The sequence below is a fragment of the Nonomuraea sp. CX421 genome, assembly GCF_059358955.1.
Window position 1 is genome coordinate 12,824 of sequence record NZ_JCADBK010000039.1, and the last position, 21,910, is coordinate 34,733.

Annotated in this window: 14 protein-coding genes and 1 pseudogene; 10 read left to right on the forward strand and 5 right to left on the reverse strand. The window is 67.7% G+C overall.

The genetic code is table 11. The annotated features are described in order from the left end of the window. Positions 1–22 precede the first annotated feature (22 nt). The 6 genes and pseudogenes from AC5L3X_RS37720 (at position 23) to AC5L3X_RS37745 (ending at position 7,574) form a co-directional block, all read left to right on the forward strand. Positions 23–1,301, forward strand: a pseudogene (locus AC5L3X_RS37720) (ISL3 family transposase). After that, complete coding sequence (locus AC5L3X_RS37725; protein ID WP_494863504.1) at positions 1,298–2,233, forward strand: hypothetical protein; 936 nt, start codon at positions 1,298–1,300, stop codon at positions 2,231–2,233. The pseudogene AC5L3X_RS37720 and the gene AC5L3X_RS37725 overlap by 4 nt, the downstream one beginning before the upstream one ends. 476 nt (positions 2,234–2,709) lie before the next feature. After that, positions 2,710–4,257, forward strand: coding sequence for a TnsB C-terminal domain-containing protein (locus AC5L3X_RS37730; RefSeq protein ID WP_494863537.1), 1,548 nt, complete (start codon positions 2,710–2,712; stop codon positions 4,255–4,257). 163 nt (positions 4,258–4,420) lie between these two features. After that, positions 4,421–5,200 (forward strand): AAA family ATPase, encoded by a 780-nt coding sequence (locus tag AC5L3X_RS37735; RefSeq protein ID WP_494863506.1) that lies wholly within the window; start codon positions 4,421–4,423, stop codon positions 5,198–5,200. A 137-nt stretch (positions 5,201–5,337) separates the two neighbouring features. Further along, positions 5,338–6,831, forward strand: coding sequence for a hypothetical protein (locus tag AC5L3X_RS37740; RefSeq protein ID WP_494863508.1), 1,494 nt, complete (start codon positions 5,338–5,340; stop codon positions 6,829–6,831). Continuing rightward, positions 6,828–7,574, forward strand: a complete 747-nt coding sequence (locus AC5L3X_RS37745; RefSeq protein WP_494863510.1) for a helix-turn-helix domain-containing protein — start codon at positions 6,828–6,830, stop codon at positions 7,572–7,574. Before AC5L3X_RS37740 ends, AC5L3X_RS37745 begins: the two co-directional genes overlap by 4 nt. A 386-nt stretch (positions 7,575–7,960) precedes the next feature. Here the strand turns inward: AC5L3X_RS37745 and AC5L3X_RS37750 are convergent, their stop codons facing one another. After that, on the reverse strand, positions 7,961–9,370 hold the full coding sequence (locus AC5L3X_RS37750; RefSeq protein ID WP_494863512.1) for a hypothetical protein: 1,410 nt from the start codon (positions 9,368–9,370) through the stop codon (positions 7,961–7,963). Between the two features lie 150 nt (positions 9,371–9,520). On the opposite strand from AC5L3X_RS37750, the gene AC5L3X_RS37755 reads away from it, so the two are divergent. Continuing rightward, positions 9,521–9,775, forward strand: a complete 255-nt coding sequence (locus AC5L3X_RS37755) for a helix-turn-helix transcriptional regulator (RefSeq protein ID WP_494863514.1) — start codon at positions 9,521–9,523, stop codon at positions 9,773–9,775. A 446-nt stretch (positions 9,776–10,221) separates the two neighbouring features. Here the strand turns inward: AC5L3X_RS37755 and AC5L3X_RS37760 are convergent, their stop codons facing one another. Then, the gene (locus AC5L3X_RS37760; protein WP_494863515.1) at positions 10,222–12,066 is read right to left on the reverse strand and encodes a DEAD/DEAH box helicase; all 1,845 of its coding nucleotides are present in this window, start codon (positions 12,064–12,066) and stop codon (positions 10,222–10,224) included. Between the two features lie 3 nt (positions 12,067–12,069). Here AC5L3X_RS37760 and AC5L3X_RS37765 point away from each other — a divergent pair, with 3 nt between their 5' ends. After that, positions 12,070–12,519: a hypothetical protein gene (locus AC5L3X_RS37765; RefSeq protein ID WP_494863516.1), complete on the forward strand. Its 450-nt coding sequence runs from the start codon at positions 12,070–12,072 to the stop codon at positions 12,517–12,519. Positions 12,520–12,617: 98 nt separating this feature from the next. Here the strand turns inward: AC5L3X_RS37765 and AC5L3X_RS37770 are convergent, their stop codons facing one another. Beyond that, the gene (locus tag AC5L3X_RS37770; protein ID WP_494863517.1) at positions 12,618–15,434 is read right to left on the reverse strand and encodes an AAA domain-containing protein; all 2,817 of its coding nucleotides are present in this window, start codon (positions 15,432–15,434) and stop codon (positions 12,618–12,620) included. Continuing rightward, positions 15,416–15,703 (reverse strand): hypothetical protein, encoded by a 288-nt coding sequence (locus tag AC5L3X_RS37775; protein WP_494863519.1) that lies wholly within the window; start codon positions 15,701–15,703, stop codon positions 15,416–15,418. The genes AC5L3X_RS37770 and AC5L3X_RS37775 overlap by 19 nt, the downstream gene beginning before the upstream one ends. A 1,290-nt stretch (positions 15,704–16,993) precedes the next feature. Here AC5L3X_RS37775 and AC5L3X_RS37780 point away from each other — a divergent pair. Further along, entirely contained in the window at positions 16,994–17,278 is a 285-nt protein-coding gene (locus AC5L3X_RS37780; protein WP_494863520.1) for an SUMF1/EgtB/PvdO family nonheme iron enzyme, read from the forward strand. 317 nt (positions 17,279–17,595) lie between these two features. Then, positions 17,596–19,050: a hypothetical protein gene (locus AC5L3X_RS37785; protein WP_494863521.1), complete on the forward strand. Its 1,455-nt coding sequence runs from the start codon at positions 17,596–17,598 to the stop codon at positions 19,048–19,050. A gap of 246 nt (positions 19,051–19,296) precedes the next feature. On the opposite strand, the gene AC5L3X_RS37790 is transcribed toward AC5L3X_RS37785, so the two are convergent. After that, positions 19,297–21,549 (reverse strand): serine/threonine-protein kinase, encoded by a 2,253-nt coding sequence (locus AC5L3X_RS37790; protein ID WP_494863522.1) that lies wholly within the window; start codon positions 21,547–21,549, stop codon positions 19,297–19,299. Positions 21,550–21,910 lie beyond the last annotated feature (361 nt).

Below are 21,910 nucleotides of genomic sequence, written 5' to 3' on the forward strand. Positions count from 1 at the left end.
AGATGCGTTCGCCCACCCCGACCTGACAACCTTCTGCCGCCTCGACGAGCTTGGGCTCGTCGTCACCGGCCAGCGCCTCGAGCCCGAGCGCGCAGTCCTCGCGTGCCGGGTCGTAAAACCCGACCGTTGGTGTCACCGCTGCGGCTGTGAAGGGACCCCGCGGGACACCGTGACCCGGCGCCTGGCCCACGAGCCGCTCGGCTGGCGGCCCACGACGCTGCTGGTCACGATCCGCCGGTACCGATGCGGTGGCTGCGGCCACGTGTGGCGCCAGGACACCTCACTGGCGGCTGAGCCACGGGCCAGGTTGTCGCGCCGCGGGCTGCGGTGGGCGCTAGAAGGGATCGTGGTCGGACGCCTCACCGTCGCCCGGGTCGCCGAAGGGCTCGGGGTCGCGTGGAACACCGCCCACGACGCCGTCCTCGCCGAGGGCAAGCGGGTCCTGATCGACGACCCGGCACGGTTCGACAACGTGTTGGTCATCGGTGTAGATGAGCACGTCTGGAGGCAACACCCGTCACGGCGACAAGTACGTCACGGTCATCATCGACCTCACGACGATCCGCGACGGCACCGGCCCGGCACGGCTGCTCGACATGGTCGAGGGCCGCTCCAAGCAGGTGTTCAAGACCTGGCTCGCCGCCCGCACAGACGCCTGGCGCGACGGCGTGGAGGTCGTCGCGATGGACGGGTTCAGCGGCTTCAAGACCGCCACCACCGAGGAGCTCCCCGACGCGGTCGCGGTCATGGATCCCTTCCACGTGGTCCGGCTGGCCGGCGACGCGCTCGATCGGTGCCGGCGCCGGGTCCAGCAGGCCATCCACGAACACCGCGGCCACAAGGGCGACCCGCTCTACTCCGCGCGCCGGACGCTGCATACCGGGGCCGGGCTGCTCACCGACAAGCAGATCCACCGGCTGCGGGCGCTGTTCGCCGTCGAGGAGCATGTCGAGGTCGAGGCGACCTGGGGCATCTACCAGCGGATGATCGCCGCCTACCGCCACGAAGACCGCCGCCGTGGCCGGGACCTGATGACCGCACTGATCGACTCGGTCAGCAAGGGTGTCCCGGCCGCTCTTGTCGAGGTCGTCACTTTAGGTCGGACACTGAAGAAGCGTGCCGACGACGTGCTCGCCTACTTCGACCGGCCCGGCACCAGCAACGGGCCCACGGAGGCGATCAACGGACGCCTCGAACACCTCCGCGGCTCAGCACTCGGGTTCCGCAACCTCACCAACTACATCGCCAGAAGCCTGCTCGAGACAGGCGGGTTCAGACAACGACTACACCCTCAACCGTGAAGAGCCATTATTCACCAGCGATTGAAAAGATCCATGCCATGGTCGCGGAGTACGCCGCACAACGGGCGGTTCCTCCGTTCTCGCTCACCGTGGTGCTGTCGGGCGACATCGGCGAATCCATCGCCCGGTACGGCAAGCATGGATTTCATGCTGAACGGCTAGGCGGAAGAGTCGCTGGTGTAACTCTTGCCTCAGCATCCGATTATTCCGAGGCGCTGATCATTCTGGACGCCACAGCCGAGTTGAATGTCATGGATATCGTTCATCTGGCCGCCCACGAGTATGGGCACGTGTTGCAGGGGCGGCTGCGGGCCGTCGCAGGCACGCGCCCCGCCGTGCCCGTCCGTGATCAGACACTGGAGGAAGCAGCCGCCATCCTCGCCTATGAAGCAGCCGACGAGTACCGGTGCGACCTGGTGTCCAATGAGGTGCTCGGGACTGTCACCACCACCATCGACGGGCCGAGCCGCCCCGTTCATCTTGGCGATGTCTACGGTGAAGGATATTTCCACGCACTCACCGAGATCTGCGGCAGCCGTGTGCGTGAAGGTTGGCCCGACCTGGTCGACATCTGCCGCAGGGGCGATATCGACTCCAGTGCCATGATGAGTCGCTTGGCCAACGAGACGAGCCAGGTACTGAAGCTGATCGCGCATGCCCAGGCCTTCGCGCGCGCCAGCGGACAGCCTCCCGTGCTGGACCGCTTGGCGGCGGAACCAGCAGTCGAGCGATATCTCGCAGCCATGTGGACCCCCATCCGGCGCGTTCTCGACGGCTCTGCCGTCGTCCCGTCATTGAACGAGTTCGCGGACGTGGATCGCGCTCTCCACGACAGCGGCCGCGCCGTCGTGGACATGTGGGGCCGCTTGGGGGTCTGGAGCCGGCTGGGGGATGGCCAGCTGCATCTGGAGGTCGGCGCTCCCCGCCGCTAGCCTCCCGCCATGCCCAAGACGTTGTCGGCGGTGGCTGCCGGGGGCAACGCCGGGCACGCTTGTCTGTCGAGCTCTTCGCCAGGTCGTTGGGCGCCGAGTCCCTGACCGCGGCGAGCACGTTTCGCTTGTTGCGCCAAGTCGGGGCTGTGAGGCGGGGATCGGGTCGGGAAGTCTGTGGAGGATCCTTGGGGCCCAATCTTGGCTACCCCGTCGCAGTGGGTGCTTTGTGGGCTACGATGCGCCACATGGTGACGTAAATCATACTGTGAGCGGAGGTCGCGGCCCTTCCGAGCCACTGTAGTGCCGGGCACCGCGTACGGCTATGGATGCTGAGTCGGGCTGCCGAACGGTCCGGTAGCGCAGCCCGACGGATCGAAAGGCCACATCGATGTCTCCCTTTCGAACCTGACCCAGGATTCGGAACGTTTGATGACCCGCCGGGTCGCGTGCCCGCAGCAGATCCGGAATCTCGATCGCTGCATGAGTTACGCGGGCCGGCGACCCGCCGGCTGATCAGTCTGGACGCGCGCGGCGAACTGACGACCGCGCACGTGCGGCTGGTGGCCTCGTGCCTGGCCGCCTCCGAGCGGACGGTGTGGCGCTGGCTTGCGCGGGCTCGGGCCGACGGGCGTGCCGAGCGCCAGCCGCACAAGGCGTTCGTCCTGACCGACGACCTTCTGGCCCACTTGGCGCTGCTGGGCGGAAACTGCGCCCGCCTGCACCGCGAGTTGGTCGCACAAGAGCGTTCGGGTGGCCCTGCGGCGCCCAGTCAGCGCACCCTGTACCGGGCCGTCAATCGCGCGTTGACCCCCGGCGAAAAGGCCGGCATCCGCAAAGGCGAGCGGGCACGCCGCCGTTTCGATGTCCACCTGCGGCGGCCAACAGAGGGCGAGGGCCATCATCGCAACGCGGTCTGGGAAGGCGATCATGTCGAGATGCCGGTGAAGGTGGACGTCGACGGCCAACTGCGCAAGCCCTGGGTGACCTGGTTCATCGACTGCTCCACCGATGGCATCTGCGGGCTGGCCATCACTCCCACCTACCCCAACCGGGCCAGCGTCCTGGCCGCCCTGCGCAGTTCGATCATGCGTGATGACCGGTACGGGCCGTTCGGGGGAGCGCCGGCGGTCGTGCGGGTCGATCGGGGCAGAGACTTCCTGTCCAAAACAGTGGCGACCGCTCTGGGCCGCTTCGCCGTACTCGTAGGTGAACTGCCCGGCTACCACCCTCATCTGAAAGGCAGGGTAGAGGCGCTGAACGGCGCGGTGCAGAAGATGTTCTGCAACTCGCTGCCCCACTACACCGGTCAGGCAACGGAGCTCAACGGGGCGCCCATCGACCCGGATGCGCCCGCCCTGATGTTCGAGGACTTCGTCGAGCTGCTGCTGGACTGGGTACGGGAATGGAACGTCGACTTGCCCAAACCTGCTCTGGCAGGCCGCACCCCGCTGCAGGCATGGCAGAGCGATGCCTGGCCGGTCGACGACATCCCGGCCGAGGACCTGCGCCTGTTCATGCTGGAGGACGACGGCCGGGTGCGCACGATCACCGGCGACGGGGTCTCCTGGGGCAGCCGCATGTACGTGGGCGACTGGATGACCGGCAACGCCGGCAAAAAGGTACGCCTGCGATACATGCCGCATCACGACCATGAGATCGAGGTGTTCGACGCAGCCACTGGCCGCCATCTGGGCCCCGCCCACCTGTCCGATCAGGCGTCCAAGCAGCAGGCCGCCGCAGTACAGGCGTCGCGCCGCACCGCGAGCAAACGCGTCAAACAGATCCTCAAGGCCGCCGCGAAGAAGCGCAGGGTCCGTTATGCAGCCGTCACCCAAGCTGAGCCGCCACGCGTTCTGGGCGCGCTGACCTCCCAGGAGGCCAGCGCCGAGTTGCAGCAGTCCGGGCAGGGCGAGCGGCCCCCATCCGTCAGCCCCGGTCTCATCCCGCTGAGGCCACCCGCGCCGGGCTGGGCCCTGCCGAAACCAGCACGGCCGATTGCCATGCCTGAACAGGACCATCCATGATGAGCGCAGTTTCTGGGCTATCCCAGAGGGACGGTAATAGCGGCGCGTGGGCGCACGGCGAGGCCATGCTCGGCAAGACTCTGTCAGAGAACGTCTGGCTTGCGGGGCTGGATGGTGCTCGAGCAGCCGCGCCGGGATGCAGCGCCGACCTGGGTGATGTCGCGTGAGCGCGGGTTTCGTGGATCCCTTAAGCGAGAGCCGGGATCACTTCCTGCGGCTGAAGGGCGCCAGCGTCGTGGTCACCGACGCGCTCCAACGAACCCAGGACAACCTGGCCATCGCCATCGACGAGCGCGCCATGGTCTGCATGCACGGCAGCGCCGGTCTGGGCAAGACGTTGTCGGTGAACGCCTCGCTACGCGAGTTGATGCCGGCCGACACCATCCGCGTGCAGTTCCGCTCCCACCCCTACCCTCGCGACATCCGTGGTGTCCTGTTCGATGCTCTCGAACTGCCGGGACCCAAACCCAACCACCCCCTGGAATTCGACACCCTGCTCAAAAACACGCTGTCAGAACGGTTCCGGGTGCTGGTCTGCGACGAAGCACAGTGGCTGTCCACCGAATGCTTCGAATTGTGGCGGCATCTGTGGGACGACCCCGGCACCGACATCGCCATCATCTTTGTAGGGGGCGCCAACTGCTACAAGGTGCTGCGGCGCGAGCCCATGCTGTCTTCGCGCGTCCTGCTGTGGCAGAAGTTCGAACCGCTCACACCCGCCGAGGTGATGACGGTGATGCCGGTCTACCACCCGATCTGGGCCGAGGCCGACCTGGAGATTCTGCTCGCGGCCAACCGGAACGCCGGGCATGGCAATTTCCGCGCCTGGGCACGCGTCACCGTCTTGGCGGCGCGGGCGCTGAAACACCTCGGGCGCACCACGGTGGACGAAGAGGTGCTGGCGTGGGTAATCGACAAACTCGGCGAGCAAGAGGAACCGTGAGCACCCGTCCTCGGCACCCCACCGGCATCACGGCATGGTTGACGATCCGGTCGCTGCACCGGACTTCCGGGCGACGGGGGAGCCGCTCACCGCGCAAGCCGATGCGTCCGACAGATGACCGGTGCGAAAGGTCCAAAATGCGCGCTGCTGACACCCACGAGATGCCCACCACTGCCATCCCACCACTGACCATCCTGCTGGATCCGTCCGATGCGCCGCACATCACCGCCGAGGCGCTGGCCGCGCATGCCCCCGCGCACGGCACCGTCACCGTGCACCCGACGGCTGGAGTCACCGATGTCGTAGTACTGGCGCACGATCTGCTGGTGGCGTTGGGCAAACAGGCGATTCCGCTGAACCTACAGCACTTGAGCACCTCGCCGTCGGCGTGGGCGGCCGCAGCCACGTGGATGATCATCGGGAATGTCCAGACGCTGATCATGCTGCGTGCTCATCTGATGGGAGCGCAGCGCTGGAAACGCCTGTTATGGCTGCGTGAGCAGACCAGCGTGCGCCTGGTGCTGATCCACCACACAGACGCAGTGCCGGATGTGACCCTGCGGTGGGTGGAGAACATCGACTACCGCATCTCGCGCGCTTGGCACGAGTGCCTCCCCGCGCGGGCGTCGGATGCCGAGGAGCGTCCCGGGCGTAACACACGCGACAGCGCGCCTGCCAGCGACGAGCCGCTCGCACCTTTTCCCGTCACCTTGGCCACACCGTTCCCGCGCTACCGGGCTGATGCCTACCGGCGGTTGACCGCTGCCGAGTTCGCCCGGGTGGATGCCGAGTACCGCCGCGGGCGTGAGGCAGCGTGCACCTGGATCGCCGGCCGGTCCCTGTCATGGAGTCAACGACCTGACCCAAACCCATCCGTTTCCATCCTGGCCGAGCGGAGCTTCGCCCTCTGGAGGGAGGGAACCCTTGTCGATAACGTCTTGGGGCGTGTCGAACTCCCGCCCGTGGCCGGCGACATCATCGGCAGGGACGGGCGCTATCCCCACCCGTGGGCCGATAGCCTCCAACTTCGGGCATTCCTGTCACAACTCGTGCTGGGCTCCCCGACCCCGGGTCACTGCATAGCGCGGGTACGTGGCGCGCAGGCCGGGTTCCTGCTGCATGGGCTCCTGCTGCAGCCACCCGTCGACCTCGTGGCGGCCGGTGGCCCGGGTCTGTCCTATCCCTTCACCCACGACGTCGCCGAGCGCATCCGCAGCCAGTTAGCTCACCCCTACATCACTGCTGCCCTGACCATCGCCCTGGTGAGCGGCTGTAGCGAGCTGCAGATCAGCGACATCGACGCGCGTTCCCTGGGCGGCTCAGCCTCCCAGCTCACGGTATTCAGCAGCTACTACGGCCTGCCGGACTACTGCCGCGACCTGGTGCGAGCGGCCGCATTGTATTGCCGTCTAACGCCCGGAGGCAGTCGCCGGCTGAAGGGCGCTGTCGGGGAAGATGGCGGTGCCCTGGTCTCTGCTGCCGCCGCCTGTGGCATCGAGTGGGACCCTCCGCAGTCCTACTCTCGCCCCTGGCATGTCGAGACCGGCTGCTGGCATGTCGGCAAGCCCCTCCACGACCAGCACGGTGCGCCGGGCGGGACGGCGGTCCCTGACCAAGAAGGTCAGCTATGAACGGTTCTTCGCCCCACACGCTTGACTACGCATTGATCGAGGCCCGCGCCGGCGAACTCGGCTGGGACACGGGGGACTTCATCCGCAAGATCGGGATCCACCCACAGGATCTGCACCGAGTACTGCAACCCGACCAGGTCAGCCTCACGTGGCTGTTCCGCATCGCCGAGGCCCTCGACCTCCATCCGGGTGAGCTCATCACTGAACCGATGCCTGACGTCGGACAATCCGCCCAGGACGCTGCCATGGTGGAGACCATGCTCGCGCCTCGGCGCAGCCCGTCATGGGTGAGCCGAGAAACCCTTTCAGCGGTCCTCGGCTGGACACCTCAGAGAGTCCAAGACGCGCTGAACACCCTACAAGATCAGCTGGATGGTACGGCGGTTACGCTGATCCGCGGCAACGCGGGCTGGGCGCTCGCAAGCCGCTCGCCCAGTCCCTCCATCAGCGTCGCGTTGTCTGCCATGCGACAGCGCATCATGCCGCTGAGCCTCGAAGACGCCGCGCATCTGACGTACCAGCTGGGCGCTGCAGTGAAACGGTCACGCCATAACGGGCCCGGAGCACCGCACATTTGCGAGGCGCTAGACGCGCGGGAACAACAGACGCCAACCGATTCCCTCGAACCCCAGAACCGCTCTGTTTGGACCGCACCTTCCCCTCATCCAGATATCCTCTTCGCCCTCTTGCTGACCGACCGGCCGGACCCGGACGAGCAGCCAGCAGACGATGCGCACGAGTGAGACACCGCGCCCGCACCGCGAAAGCGTGGCAGCGCCGCCATCCCGCCATCAGCACGTTGAGGGGGCCACGGTGATTCCGGACAGCCGTCCTTATGGGGGCAGCCTATGCGGCTGTTTGAATTTGAGGGGACTCGTTGAGCACCTCCAGGGGTGGCCGGTAGCCGAACGCCGGCGCCGGCGGTTGCAGAACCCTTCGATATAGCGCATGACCTGCCTTTTCGCCTTGGCGCGCGGGTGATGAAAGCGAAGCGGTGCAGCCCTTCATTGTTGATTGCGCTGAAGAACGGCTCGGCCATTTCGACGCGCCCCCACCGTCTTTGCCGCAATCTCTGGTGATCTGAGCGCGCATCCGCGGCGCGTCCTGCGGATGGCGTGAGTCAGGTGGATCAGCTTGGGACGCTGACCGCCTCGTCAGCCACGCTGGTACCGGGGTTGGGCTGGACAGGCGAGGCGAGGACAAGATCGAAGATTTCGCGCGGCGGGCAGTCGGGATCGCGGGGTGTGTCGCTGTCGAGGAGCCAGTCCAAAGCGGCGGCCAGGTGGTGCGGCTGGGCGAGAGGTCCTCTGGCGTACACCACCCGCCATGGTGAGGGCGGTGAGGCTGGAAGCGACCAGACGGGCGCGCCGGCCTCACTGCCGTTGGCGACCAGGAGGCCGGTGTCCTGCCAGAAGGCCAGCAACTCGGCCATGGTGTCGATAGGCGGATCGTCGCAGGCTTCGACGAGAGCATCGAAGCCCGCCTGCCAAACCTCGAAGTGGCGTCGGGCGGCGGTCAGGTGCCGGCGCAGCACCTGTACGGCGGGGTGCTCGTCCAGTTCGGGGGCGTGCCCGAGGTCGGGCAGAGCGAGATCGGGCGGCTGGATACCGTCCCAGATACTGGATGCCAGCCACTGCTCGCCGGTGGGCCACCGTTCGGGGGTCTGGCCAGCTGCGATCTCGGCCAGGCCGGCGGTGGTGACGCGGGGATGGTCCAGCAGGGCGTTGACGATCTCCGCAGCGCGGGGGCACAAGGCTGGCCAGCCGGTGTCGAACAGGGCGAGCATGGCCTGCTCGTCCTTGCCGAGCGTCAGCCCGGGATGCCCGTCGATGGGCACAACCTGGCGGGGGCGGTTGGGCGCGGCGGGTAGTTCGATGCGGTGGGGGCGCTGGCCGTAGCGGTCGATCCAGGTGGTGGCCAGCCGCAGGCGGTGTTCTTCGAGCGCGTCTTGGATGGCTTGCATGCGCCGGTCCTGGGCGGCGCGGAGTTTGTCGCGGCGCTGGCGTTCGGCGGGGGTGAGGTGTACGGCGCAGTGGTGGGAGCCGATGCCGGTGACGATGGTCTTGGCGCAGCGTTCCTTCTTCAGGGTGGTGCCGGCGCATTGGGCGTCGGGGTCGGGGTCTTCGAGGTAGGCGGCCTCGACGTCGCAGATGATCTGCGGGTTGATGGGCGGCCGGGTCAGAGCCACGTCCGGGCGGACGTCGGCGGGTTCGGTGCCGGCCTCACGGGCTTGGGCGAAGATGGAGCGGGCACGGGGCTTGCCGGTGCCCCAGGCGGGGGCCAGCGGGAGGCGGGCTTCCATGATGGCGGTGGCGTGGGCGGCGTTGAGCAGCATGTCGCTGGCTTCGCTGTGGACCTGGAGCTCCTCGCTGAGGTTGAGCCGCATGCCGTTGATCAGCTGCAGGACGTTGCGGATCTCCCAGGACAGCTGGGCGGCCTGCATGAGCAGCCAGGCCGGTGACATGCCGTCGTGGCGGTCGCGGCGGGGCGGGGTGATGGTGCGGGCCGGGAGGGAGTGGGCCTGGCGGAAGCGGGTCATGCCTCTTCTCCAAAGGGCTGCGGGACGGCTGTACGCGTCGGGGTGCGGCTGCATGCTTGCACGTCACAGCGGTGCGGCCCGGTGCCACTACCACCATTTGTACCAACGTTGGTACAGACCTTTGAGGATCATGCCCGCCACCGTGGGTGAGTGCCCGAACCGACCACGCCACGCCTCGCTGAACTGCGCAGACAGTTCGGCGCGCGGCTGCGCGAGCTCCGCCAAGGGCACGGGCTGAGCCAGGAGCAACTGGGTGAGATGGCCGAGGTGGACCGCAAGACGATCAACCGCATCGAGAATGGCATGTACAGCCCGCACCTGGACAAGGTCTTCCAGATCGCCGACGCGCTGAGCGTCCCACCCAGGGACCTGTTCGAGTGGGACGGCGCTTCACGTTCCTGCTGAGCACCGCGGCTGTGGCCACATTGCGTTGCCGGCGGCCACACTGGGCTGCCCGTCATGCTCGGCGTCCGGCGGCGGTCACGTGGTCCCCGCATCGGGCGCCGAAGGCGTCCACGCAGCGCCAGGAGTACGGCGGCAGCGCGTGTGCCGCCGTGACCTTCGGTGCTGTCGCTGCCACGGAGGTCCCCGAGGTGGCGCGGTGATGCAGGTAGGCGGCGGAACTCGGCGTGCGACGCTCTATACGGGAACATCAGCGGGGAGGCAGTCGTCGGACTGCGCAGAGCAACGAACGCCTCACCTGCAATCGATCACCTGCCCCTGGTCCATGCCTTCCGGCCAGCAGCTGATGCGGGTGCTGTGGGGCCGCAGGGCCATGCCTCAGGCTCGTTGCGTGACGGCGGCCGTGAGAACTCAAAGGCCATTGACAGGTGCGGAGGCGTGCGGCCGGCTCACCGCGTGATGTTCTTCTCCGCGGCGGATGCCGGTGCGTCCGCGCCTGGTGGCGTGCGGGCGCGGATGTGGCGGCGTTCCTCTTCCAAGAGGGCGTCGAGGTCGGGCTCGTGGTCGATGAGGAGACGGGCCCTGATGGTGTCGGCCAGGTCGCTGGGGCGTGCCACCCGGTTGAAGATGTCGGCCTTGACGTGCCCCCGTTGCACCAGCCGTTCCTCCAGCGTGTCAGAGGCGATGAGCCGGTAGACCGTCACCGGCCGCGTCTGGCCGATGCGGTGAGCCCGGCCGGTGGCCTGCCATTCGGTGCTGGGCTTGTTCTGCGGTTCGAGGATGACCACCACCGAGGCGCTGGAAAGATTCAGCCCCTGACCCCCGACGATGATTTGCGCGATGAGAGCGGCGAAGCCGGGCGCACGTTCGAAATCGTCGATCTGCTGAGGTCTTCGGCTGTGCAGGACGTCGCCGTGCAGGACGGAGCAGTCAGCGCCAAGGACCGCCTCAGCCAGGGTGAGCGCGTCGCGGAAGAAGCTGAAGACGAGGATCTTCTGCTCGTTGGCGCGGCACTCCTGGACGATCTCGCGCAGGCGCTGCATCCTTCCTGACGCGGCGCCACCGAGGGTGGTGAGCTTCCTGCGGACGGTCGCCACGTGCTCGGTGAGGGCGATCTGCTCATAGCTGCGCCGCTCAGCCCCGGTCAGACCGATGGGCTCGTCGTGGAAGATGAGCGGCGGCAGCTCCTGCATCACCTCGTCTTTGTTACGCCGCAGATAGACATCGGCGATGGCACGCCGGAACCGGTCGGGCTCACGGCCAGCACGCTCTCCGCCATCGAACGCCTCGCGCAGATGCCGGCCCTTGGCCGGGTCGACCAGGTCGATCACGTTGAGGAACTCACCGGCGTTGTTCTCCATAGGGGTACCGCCCATGAGCAGGCACCGCCGTGCCGAGGCCACCAGCGTGGCCGTGGCCTGTGTGCGCTGGCTGCGGGGATTCTTAACCAGATGAACCTCATCGACGACGACGAACCCGAGCTGGGGCAGGCGATGGGGCACCAGGGCCTTGGCGCGCTCGTAGGAGACGACCATGAGACCGTGGCCTCGCATCCAGAGGCGCAGGTCCGCTTCGGCGCTCCGGCCGCGACTGGTGTAGGCCTCAACGCCCGGCAGCGTTTCGGTGATCTCCTGCAGCCAGGTGTCGATGAGCGAGGCCGGGCAGATGATGAGGTGGTGCTGCTGTCGTTGGCGGGCAATGACGTGCCCGATCGCGGCCAGCGCCTGAACGCTCTTGCCGAGCCCCATCTCATCTCCCAGGATGGCCCGGCCGACGATGACCGCGAAGGCCGCACCCAGCTCCTGGTAGTGGCGCAGCTCCTTGCGCAGCAGCGAGCGGTCGAGCTGGAGGGCGGCGATCTGGCCGGCCAGGTCGGCCGGGATCGATCCGCGCCTTGCCCCGGCCTGGATGACGCGGACTTCGCTGGAGTCGCCCTCGTGCAGGGTGAGCTGTTCGAGCAGGGCCATCAAGGCGGCGTTGTGCTTCGTCCAGACGGTCTTGACCTCACCGTCGGTCAGTGGTCGCCGCAGGAGCGTCTCAACCCGGTCCTGGTGCTGCCGCAGATCGGCCAGAAGCATGCCGATGGCGGGAGCATGCGCGCGTTCCCGCAGTTCCTGGTGCTCGACGAGCAGCTGCCGCTGGCGGTCGTCGCTCGCCAGCAGCCAGGACCCTCGTCGCGTCGCCTGGACCAGTCCGCGTAGATCGTCCAGCAGGGGCTGAAGAACGGGCCAGATCGCCGCCTGCGACAGATTCCTGGCGGCCTGCAGCGTGTACAGGGCTCTGGCCAGGTTCACCTCGTGCCGGTGCCAAGCGCGATCATCCAGCGCGGGCCGCAGGTCGTCGTTACGGAGCCGAAGAGCGTTGGCGAGGCCTTGCCGGAGCTTGTCGGCGTGTTTCGGCCCGATTCTGTCAAAGCGCGTCAGGTGGTGCCGATGGCGCTGGATGTCGGCCGCGGTGTGCAGTCCGGCGGCCTGCAGGACTCCCGCCGGGACTTTGGGACCGTCATAGTCCAGCTTCCCGACCGGAAGCAGGCCGAGCCGGGTCCCGACCTTGTCATCACGCATCGCGCGCCGGTGGCGATGCACCTCGGCGGTGGCGTCCTGGAGGAGACGGCGGCCTGCCTGCCGGTCATATTCGAGGGAGGCCAGCAGTTCGCGAGCCCAACGATGGATGTCGTCACGTTGGCGCCATCTGGAGAACAGCACGTCGTCCCCTCGCCGTCAGGGCCTGAGCGGATGCCATGGTGAGGATCGTTCGCCGAACGCCTTCTGGCTATCGAGCTGGATGCTTGATTGTCCTGCCGGAAGATGAAGGGAAATGTCACGGTTGGGGATCACGGCGGGGATTACGGCCGGGGCCGACGAGGTGCACGTCGCTGATTGCGTCCGCCGTCGATGTCTGGGAACGGGCTGATGGGGTGCCGGCAGGGCGGCGGGCAGAGCCAGTGCAGGCGTCTTTTCGAGCCGCTGCCGCGCAGGGCGGCCTCGCGTTGCTGACGGCAGGCCGGGCAGGTCGGTGGGCGGTCGAACTCATCGGCACGTTCGTGCCGCAGGATGTGAGCGGCGAAGTGCCGGCTGCGCATGACGGCCATGACTTCCCGCCGTCCGCCGACCCGCTGGTGCGACAGCATGTTCATGCTGCCGAGGAAGGTGAGGCTGTCGTCGATCACGGCGAGTTTTTGGTGCTCCTCCTGCAGGAACACCACATGCTGGACGGCCTGGCGCAGCGCCTGGACGTAGGGCTCGTAGCGTTCTTCCTTCTCGCGCGGCGGCAGCACGACCGCCCGGACGACGACGCCGCGCTGCGCGGCGGCCTGCAGCGCGGGCAGGATGTCGTAGACGCGCTGGCCGACCCAAGGGCTCCACATCCACACGCTGCGCTCGGCCGCGTCGATGGCCGCGCACAGCTCGGCCGGCAGGAGCTCCTCGTCGTACAGGCCGGTGACCTTGACGTGGCCGCGCAGCGCTTCCCACACGGTGCGCCGGGCCCCCGACGGCTCGGGGGCGTGCTCGAGGCCGAGCAGGTCGCATGCGGAGACGATCGTGACACGGCGCTCCCGGCACAGATCGCCCAGGACACGCAGCGGTCCGGCCCCGGCGCGGGCGACGGCGGCGCCGGGGGCGATGAGGTAGAGCAGCCGGCGGGCCCGGGTGACGGCCACGTTGACGGTCTGCCGTGCTCCGGGCAGGTTCCTGGCGATCCGGCTCCAGCCGTCCTCCACCAGATCGACGATCGCCGTGTCGAACTCCCGGCCTTGAAAGCGGTAGATGGTGCCGGCCTCGGCCCGGGCGTCGACGTCGGTGTCGGTGAACACGTCGGTGATCAGATCGGACTCCTGGCGGTACGGGGTGATCACGCCCACAGAGGTTTCGCCCGCGGCGAGGTGGTGCTCGGCCAGGGCCCGGGCGAGCAAGGGGCCGACCGCCCAGCACGGCGAGCCGCCGTCGCGCCGCACCGACACCAGCTCGGGCGGCAGGCCCGAGGTGTCGATCAGGACGATCTCGTCGGCGGCAGGCTGGCCCACCACCAGGCGCCCGCCGTAGGCGAGCCGGTTGGCCAGCTCGTTGATGGCGGGGCCGAACCGATACTGGTGGGTGAGCGTGACGCATCCCGGCACTGGACGCCGGCCGTCGATGCCGAGGGCGGTGAAGACGTCGCGCTTCAGCCAGGCCGTCACCTCGGCGCTGTGCGGCTCGGGCAGGTCCACGATGGGGCCGTTCTGCATGAAGTCGCCCAACAGGCTGGCGCCGTGCGTGGCCCGGCTGATGGCGTACAGCACTTCGGCGGGATAGGACGCCGAGGCTTCGTCGATGAGAACATGATCGTAGGAACGCCGGTGCACGGCAGGCCGCATCCGGAGCATCGCGTGCGTTGTGGCCACCACCTGGGCCGCGTCGATGAGTTCCTGCTCGGCGTCGCGCTCGAGTCGCCGCCGTCTGGCCAGGACCTTCTCATGCTGCTCCTCCAGGAGGATCAGCTGCTGCATCGGCTCCTGGGCAGCTGCTTCGAGTGCGCGCAGACGGCCATGCAGGTCGGGCAATCCGGCCTCATCGGCCTGCTGAACCATCGCCAGGTCCTGCGGGGTGGGTTCCGGCACGTCGGGCAGGTCGTCGAGGTCGTGCTCGGCTTGGCGAAGTGCTGCCAGCCTCTGCTCGTGCGAGCGCCGCGCTGCGGCCGCCTGCTGGCGCAGCGCGGCACGCTCGGCCTCAAGGCGGGCGATTTCGGCTGGCGAGCACGAGGCGGCCTGCTCGCAGGCGGCGATGCGCTGACGGAGTTCGGGGGCGTATCGGGCCAGCGCGCCGCGGATCTGGCCGAGCCGTTCGCGGCTGTCGGCCAGGGCACGCTCGGCCTGACCGATCTCGGTGCGCAGCGCGGCCAACTCCGCGGCGTGCCACGTCCGCTTCCAGCGCGACCACGTCTCCTGCTCGGCGAGCCGGTCCTGCAGATCGTGCAGCGTCACCTCCTGGCTCGCCACGCGCAAGCTCGCGCGATCTGCGGTCCGGTCGTAGTCGGCCAGCTCAGTTTGCAGGCGAGCGGCTTCGGCGTGCAGGCGCCGGTCGGCTTCTCGTTCCCGCCAGGCCGATTCGGCCTGCCGCACCAGCTCATCGAGCTGCTCACCATGGCGGCGCTCCTGGTCACAACGTGCTCGCGCCTGCTCGCATCGCTTGAGGCGCTGCTGTCTGTCGGCGAAGGCGGCGATGCGGGCGCTGGCCGCGGCATAGGCCGCGGCATCGAATCCGTGCAGCCGCTCCCGTGCTGCGTGCACGGCAGCCAGCCGGGGATCTGCGCGGCTGGTGTCGATGCGGGCGGCGATCGTCGAGCGTTCCTGCTCTACCTGCTCCAACGAGGCTCGGACCAGGTGGGCCAGGGCGAGCCTTTCGTCGTCGGCGACCGTGCGCACCGTGGGGGTTCCCACCCGGACGAACTGCCCGGCCCGCAGATCCGTGACGAGCTCGGCGGCGCGCTGCAGCGCGTTGTCGACGGCGACGTTCGTGCCCGAGACGAGCAGCACGCTCTTGCCAGCCTTACGCAGGGTGTCAAGGGCATGAGCGATGACCCGGGTCTTTCCGGTTCCGGGAGGACCCCAGATCGCGTGCAGCCCTGCGGCGCAGCACGCCGAAAGCGCCTGATCCTGTTCCGCATTCAGGCCGTGCTCTCGCACCGGCGGCAGGGGAGGCAGAGGCGCGACAGCCGGGCGGTGGCGAAGGCGGACGTCAAAGGGGAGGGTGACAGCTCGCGAAGCTGCTTGACCAGCGACTCCACCAGCGTGCCGGAGGTGGACTGCTGGACGCACAACACCATGTCCTGCGTCGGGGCGGATTCCATGACGCGGACGTAGAGGAGCCCCTGGTCGCTGAAGGTCTCGAACACCGAATAGCGGGTGTCTGGCTCCTGCCCGCAGGTGAGGAAGACCGTCTCGGTCCTGTCCATGTCGAGCGGCTGGCGCAGTACAACCTTGAACCAGCCTCGGTCTCTCTCGGTTGCCGCGTAGGCCGGTCCCACCTGCCGTGGCCGGTCGGATGAGCGGGGTCGCGCAGTCTTGGCGCACAGTTCTTGCACTGCGGTGACGGCTGCGGTGAGCCACGACGGATTCTGTCCCGAGTCCATGATTCTCATTCGTCGCTGAGGTAGGGAGGCGGCTCTCGTCGATCCGGACGCGGCACTGTGCTGTGCGGCAGCGTGACAGATGCCATCGCGCGGAGAAGCCGCAAGGTAACTCTCGCAGTGTGACCAGAGCCAATGACGGACTATCGCAAACGGCGCGACCCTCACGCCAAGTGGGCCCGCTAGGAACAAGAAAGTTCAAGTGGTGCCGCGACCGGCTGTGCCTTGCCCTTATTTCGCCGGACGTCAACATAAGCAAGCAGATGCGTTTCAGTGCCTGGCGGCCTGCTAGCGCTTCTTTTCCATGAGTGGAAAAGATTGCACCGAACAAAGAATGCCGGGGTGCTTCGGTCCAGCAGGCAAGAGGGCGTAAGAGATCACAAGTGGCCCTTACTGGCGGCGTAGGCCAGGAAAACGACGATCAAGACGACGATTAGGATGCCCCAGCCTGAGTTTCTGGATACAGGCTGGCTCCTCGTGCCCCTGTTGCTTCGCATGTGAGAGGAGACACGTGTGACGCGCCCATCGGGGAGACGACGCGGGTGGCTGCGGACTCTGTGCTGCATGTAGCTCACCTCCTTCAGGCACACTCAAGCGACGCAGACGACGGCACCCGGCCGGAACCACTCCTGCGGCAATAGCGCAGGATTTCGGCAGGGCAGGCCGCCAAGCGGAGAACAGGATCTATCAAAAGGGCGACACGGGAACGGTCGCTCGATGGAGTACGGCCCGCGATCCCAAAGATCTCGTTGCATGCGCAGGCGGGCGTCAAGGAGAAACAATAACCCAGCCCTCGAGGCGCTCGCAGGAGAGTCGCAAAGATTTTCTGCAACCTGCAGGAAGAAATGCGCATGTTGACCTTGGGCCGGGGTCCCTGGTGTACCGCTGATCTATTTCAAGCGCAGAAGAGCACCGATCCGGTCAGGGTGTTTTCCTGATTAGGAGAGGGCCGTGAGAGCCGGAACCGCAGGACATCGGGCTTTGCGGTGGCTCTAAGACCGTGGACCGCTTCGACAGCGGCCAGGCACGGCGTCGTACGCCGTAAGAGGGCAGAAGAGGAGGATGAGCCCCCTTGGACGTGGTGTGAAGAGGAAGGCCCTCGGACATGCTCCGTGCTTGCGGAACTCCTACACCAGCACGCTCCCGCTACACCTGGGGCAGCGAGCTCATCGACGCCGTCTGACGGGTCGGCAGCTGGCAGGGCTCCTTCCCGGCCGCGACACCGGCGAGAACGGCTGGCACGGCACCGCGCCCGTGCGCACCTGCCAGCCGAACGGCTACGGGCTCTGGCAGACCGTGGGCAACACTCGGGAGTGGTGCGCGGAGCCGTTCGACCGGCACGCGTACGCCAAACGCGCCCTGCCGTCTGCTGCACCAGGGCCAGCGCATACGGCCGGTTGAGCTGGCTGGCGAGAAGCCCGAGTGGGATGACGTCGGCCATGACCCGGCTACGCAGGTGTTGAGCGAGACGGGCGCGCGGCTCCAGCATCCGGCTCAGTGTCTTTGGATCGGTGATGTCTTGCGGATCGACCGGGCGCAGCGGCCCGTCCGGGTTCAGGCGCAATACATGGTCACGAGTCGAGCACTTCACCAGCGAAGACCGCACGCAACGCAGTGAGATAGGCCGCATGCGCTCTTCTGGGATGTGGACGGACGCGGAGCTCACCGAGCCCGTTGCTACGCCTGAGCTGTCAGGCTGGCAGCCCCTGTGGTGGGGCTTGCCCACCGGGTGGGATGCGCCGATCTACTCGGCAGATCTGAAAGGCTGGGTGGCGTACCAGGCGCATGACCAGTACGGACGGCTATGGCCGGCCGTGCCGGCCGAGTTGGTCACCGGCGGGCGTCTGACCGCCTGGGGCCTGAGGCCGCGCCACGCGCTGCGTCCTGACGCGTTCCTTGTTGGCCCTGTCCACGTGAACGGGTGTCCGGTTTCCATTCCCCCTTCCGTGCAGAACGCCGACATCGACGACCACCATCTCCTCGTGGCCGCATCGCTGGGTATCGCCGGTGATTTCCCCGCCATCGTTGATCGTTATCCCGTCCGTGCCCTGTATCGACACGACCAGGCGCTGCCCCACGACCGGCCGCCCACGCCAGCCGAACGTGCCGCAGATCGGTGGGACGCAGTTGAATGGGCAGCCGCCGTTCTCGCCGATCCGAACAGCGTCATCCTGGAGGTCGGCACCTGGGGCGACATCGAAGACCCCATCAACGAACAGCACGAGCGCGCCACCGTGTGCGACCTGGCGATCTACAGCAGCAGTGGCAAGCCCTTGCTGAACACGCTGATCAACCCGGTTCCCGGTGAGGAACTCCCGGCCGCAGATCTGGCACACCACAACATCACACCCCGGCAGGTGCGAGCCGCCCCCGCCTTCCGCGATGTCCACGCCACGGTGGCCACGATCCTTCGAGGACGCCAGGTCGTGTGCCTCGACCGGGCCCGCACCTACGGCGTGTTGTTCTGCGAGCTGGAACACTTTGCCAACCACGGCACCCTCTGCTGGGACAACGGGGCCTTGACTCCCGACCACGAGCGCATGCTTCACCGGTGGCGCCGCACCCGGTTCTCCTGCCTGCGTCTGGCCCGCTCACGATTCGACGGTCTGTGGGACCGGCGGTGCCAGCCCCAGCTTGCCGACAGGGCGACGGAGCCAGCCCGAGCCTTCCAGCGAGCTCAAGTGGCGCTGGCGGAATTGAGAATGATGGCAGCCGCGGCACCGAGCCGATATCGACAGAGGTGTCAGCAGATCGAACAAGCCGAACGTTCCGGCCGCCTCGAACGGCGGACGCTGACCGTCCGTGATCAGCGGATCCGGGAGCAACGCACCCGCGACATGGTGCTGGAGCGCAGCGGCGGCCGGTGCGAGAACCCCTCCTGCGCCGACGCCGGCTATCAGCAGGACGTCACTGATGCCGGGAGACCGTTGCTGGAGGTGCACCACACCGACGGCGACCCGTCCACCGCGTTCGCCGACGGAGCGCGTGATCACCCTGCCGCCATGCTGGCCCTGTGCCGCAACTGCCACGGCCTGGTCACCCACGGCCGTAACCGCGCCTCGCTCAACCAGATCTTCGTCTCGGCGGCGAAGGCCGCACACGAGCGGTTCCTGGCGGGAGCCGCATCGAACGCCAGCGAGCAGACTAATCCCGCAGGGCGCGCCGGGCAGTGAGGTGCTTCCACCATCTTCATGATGGTCGCGGAGTTGGATAAGCGAGGTGTGCGGGGTTGGAGGTTCGGGGTTGGACTCGTGAGCCCCGCGCCCGGAGCCTGCTCGACATGCTTGTGGAACTTGTCGGTGTCTCTGCTCGCGTCGTGCACGGCGTCCGGCCGATCGGCCCGGACGCGGCCGGGTGCGGTTTACGCCCGGTGTCGGGGTGCTCTGAGGCGGCTACCGGGCGACACACGGTCGAGTGGCTCAGGCATGGTATTCCTGGGCGACGGCATAGATGAGGCCGTTCTCGTCGAAGGACACAGTGAAGGCGGGAAAGCCCTTCCTGGCTCCCGCGGTGGCGCGGAGGAATTCCTTCAGCTCCGGCAGAGTACGCATCTCGTGATCGTTGGGCGCGCCATCGCGGAGCGCATAGAAGGTGAACCCCGACGCCACCTTCGCCGCCACTGGGGCGCCGACCTCGGCGGCGTACCAGTTGCTCGCCCGGGACTTGGGGACGTGTCTTTCGTCGTGGTCCACCCATTGGCGTTTTGCCCGTTGGAAGACCGGTGAGGACCCGCCGTCGGACAGGCTCAGCAACCCTAGCTTCTCGACGTCGGCGAACGCGGGCTTGGCCGTCGTCGAGGCGGAGTGCGTGTAGCCCGTCAAGTTCGCGGAGCGCACGATCTTGTCGTAGATCCTCGATTGTCCGTCCCGGACTGAGAGCGAGTAGAAGGCCACGCGGGAGACGGGCAGCCACCACGCCTCTTGCACGAAGGTCCAGTCCTCCTCGTGGCAGGGGACCTTCCATCTGCGGTGCGCCGCTTTGCGTCCGTCGGCGAGCGGGGTGAGGTCGGATGCGACGACCTTCCCGCCGGCAGCCGTCGCATAGTCGTCGAAGGCCATCACGTCATGGGCCAACCGGGGGGACAGCTCCTCCACGTTCACTTCGGAGGAAGCGTATGCCGGGTCGGAGGTGACGCTGCCTCCGGCGAGGCAGGGCAGTGTCGCGTTGCCCTGGGCCCACCCTTGCTCCTGGCCGTCGATGCTGGCGACGGGCCAGGCGAGAGGGTCGGGCCGCAACTCCAGCACCAGCGAATCCGGGCGGCATGGCAATCCCCAAGGGCCGCCGACGCCACGGTCGTCCGGAGACTCCAAACAGGCGAGCGTCTTGCTCACCTCGACCAGTCGCCAGTCGGCCGGAAGGGTGAAGGTGATGCCCGCGAAGGTCGCGGACCGGGGCGAGGAGGACCGGGCCGCGGAGGGGGAAGGGGACGCGGTGGCAGAGGGTGCGGTGGATGCGGGAGCGCCAGATAAGGTCGTGGCAACCAGCGAAGGCATGGCCTCGGCAGGATGCGATCGCAGCGGCTCCTCCAGCAGCCGAGGCATCAGCACCGCGGCCCCGGCGGCGAGGCCCAGACTTGCGACGGCAACGGCGATCTTCTGGGCGTGGCGGCGAGTCTTGGCGGGCGGACGATCACTGGTCTCGGCTTCGTCGATCGCGGCTGGGACGGCCTCGTGCTCGATGATCGTCAGCGAGGGAACCTCGGGTTCAACAGTCGTGGGCCAGCCGGGTTCGCTTGTGATCGGCGCGATCCAAGTGCGGGTGAGCAGCGTGGTGGTGTCCTCGACATCCTGGACCGATTCGTCCTGCCGCCAGGACTTCAGGACCGCGGCGAGGACCTCGCCGCCGGTGGGACGTTCGCCGGGATGCTTGGCCAGCGCGCGGTCGACCAGCGCACGCATTAGCTCGGGGATGGCGTCCGTCTCCACCGCCTGCCCGAGCACCCTGGCGGCCAGCACCTCTGGCCGCCCCTTGCCGAAGGGCGGTGTTCCCGTGGCGGCGTAGGTGACGACCAGGCCCCAACCGTAGACATCGGCCGCGGGCCCGGCCCCTTCGCCGCGATACTCCTCCGGGCTGATCCAGCCGGGCGACCCGAGCACCATGCCGGTCCTGGTCATCGCGGTCTCGTCGAGCGCCCGCGCGATGCCGAAATCCACCACGCGTGGCCCCTGCGGCGCCAGGATGATGTTCGACGGCTTGAGGTCCCGGTGTACGACTTCAGCGGCGTGGATGGCGGTCAACGCCTCCGCGAGTCCGGCGGCCAGACCGTACAGACCATCTCCGGTCAGCCGCCCCGATCGGCTGACGTGCGCCTCCAGAGTGAGGCCGGGCACGTACTCGGTCGCCAGCCACGGCCGCTCCGCGTCCGGATCGGCATCGACGACCTGCGCGACGTAGCCGCTGCGCACCTTCCGCAGCACCGCGACCTCACGGGCGAAGCGCGCACGGAACTCGCCGTCGAAGGCGTAGGCGGGGTGAACGAGTTTGACGGCCACCTTCGCGTCCGCATCGTCAACAGCGGCCAGCACCACACCCATGCCGCCAGCGCCCAGACGTCCCACGACCCGGTAGGGCCCCACCCTCCGCGGGTCGGCGGCCAGAAGCGGGACGAGCTCCGTCCCGTGCACATCATCCAATGGGAGAACCTTCACTCGGCAGCCGAAGCCGAAGATCAAAGAATGTAAGCGATGCTAGGGATGAGATCGTTCCAAGTCCACCCGAGGGCGCCCGCGTGGTGACTTTCCGGGAGAGTCTGGGCGACGGATGCATCGCTGAAGATCCCCTGAGGGGAATCTGGCGGTATAGGCCCCGTCCCAGGTCAGTGACCATGTCGGCGCTTATCGAATCCGGCGATCGAAGGAGGCCGCCCTCGAAGGTGATCAGCAGCGTGATCCGATGGTTATCTGCGGTGGTCTACGAAGATGAACCGCTCCCCACGAAAGCCAGCAGTCCTCGTGACGCCCTCCAGCCGGCCCTGAGCCGGGTGAAGGCGGCGAGTCATGAGGGTTGCCCTGAGAAGCCTCGCCCTGCACGCCC

What these genes read in the sequence shown, in the direction of transcription:
- AC5L3X_RS37740 (WP_494863508.1), top strand. Translation starts at nt 5,338, where the DNA reads ATGCGCGCTGCTGACACCCACGAGATGCCCACCACTGCCATCCCACCA.
- AC5L3X_RS37745 (WP_494863510.1), top strand. Translation starts at nt 6,828, where the DNA reads ATGAACGGTTCTTCGCCCCACACGCTTGACTACGCATTGATCGAGGCC.
- AC5L3X_RS37750 (WP_494863512.1), bottom strand. Translation starts at nt 9,370, where the DNA reads ATGACCCGCTTCCGCCAGGCCCACTCCCTCCCGGCCCGCACCATCACC.
- AC5L3X_RS37775 (WP_494863519.1), bottom strand. Translation starts at nt 15,703, where the DNA reads ATGGACAGGACCGAGACGGTCTTCCTCACCTGCGGGCAGGAGCCAGAC.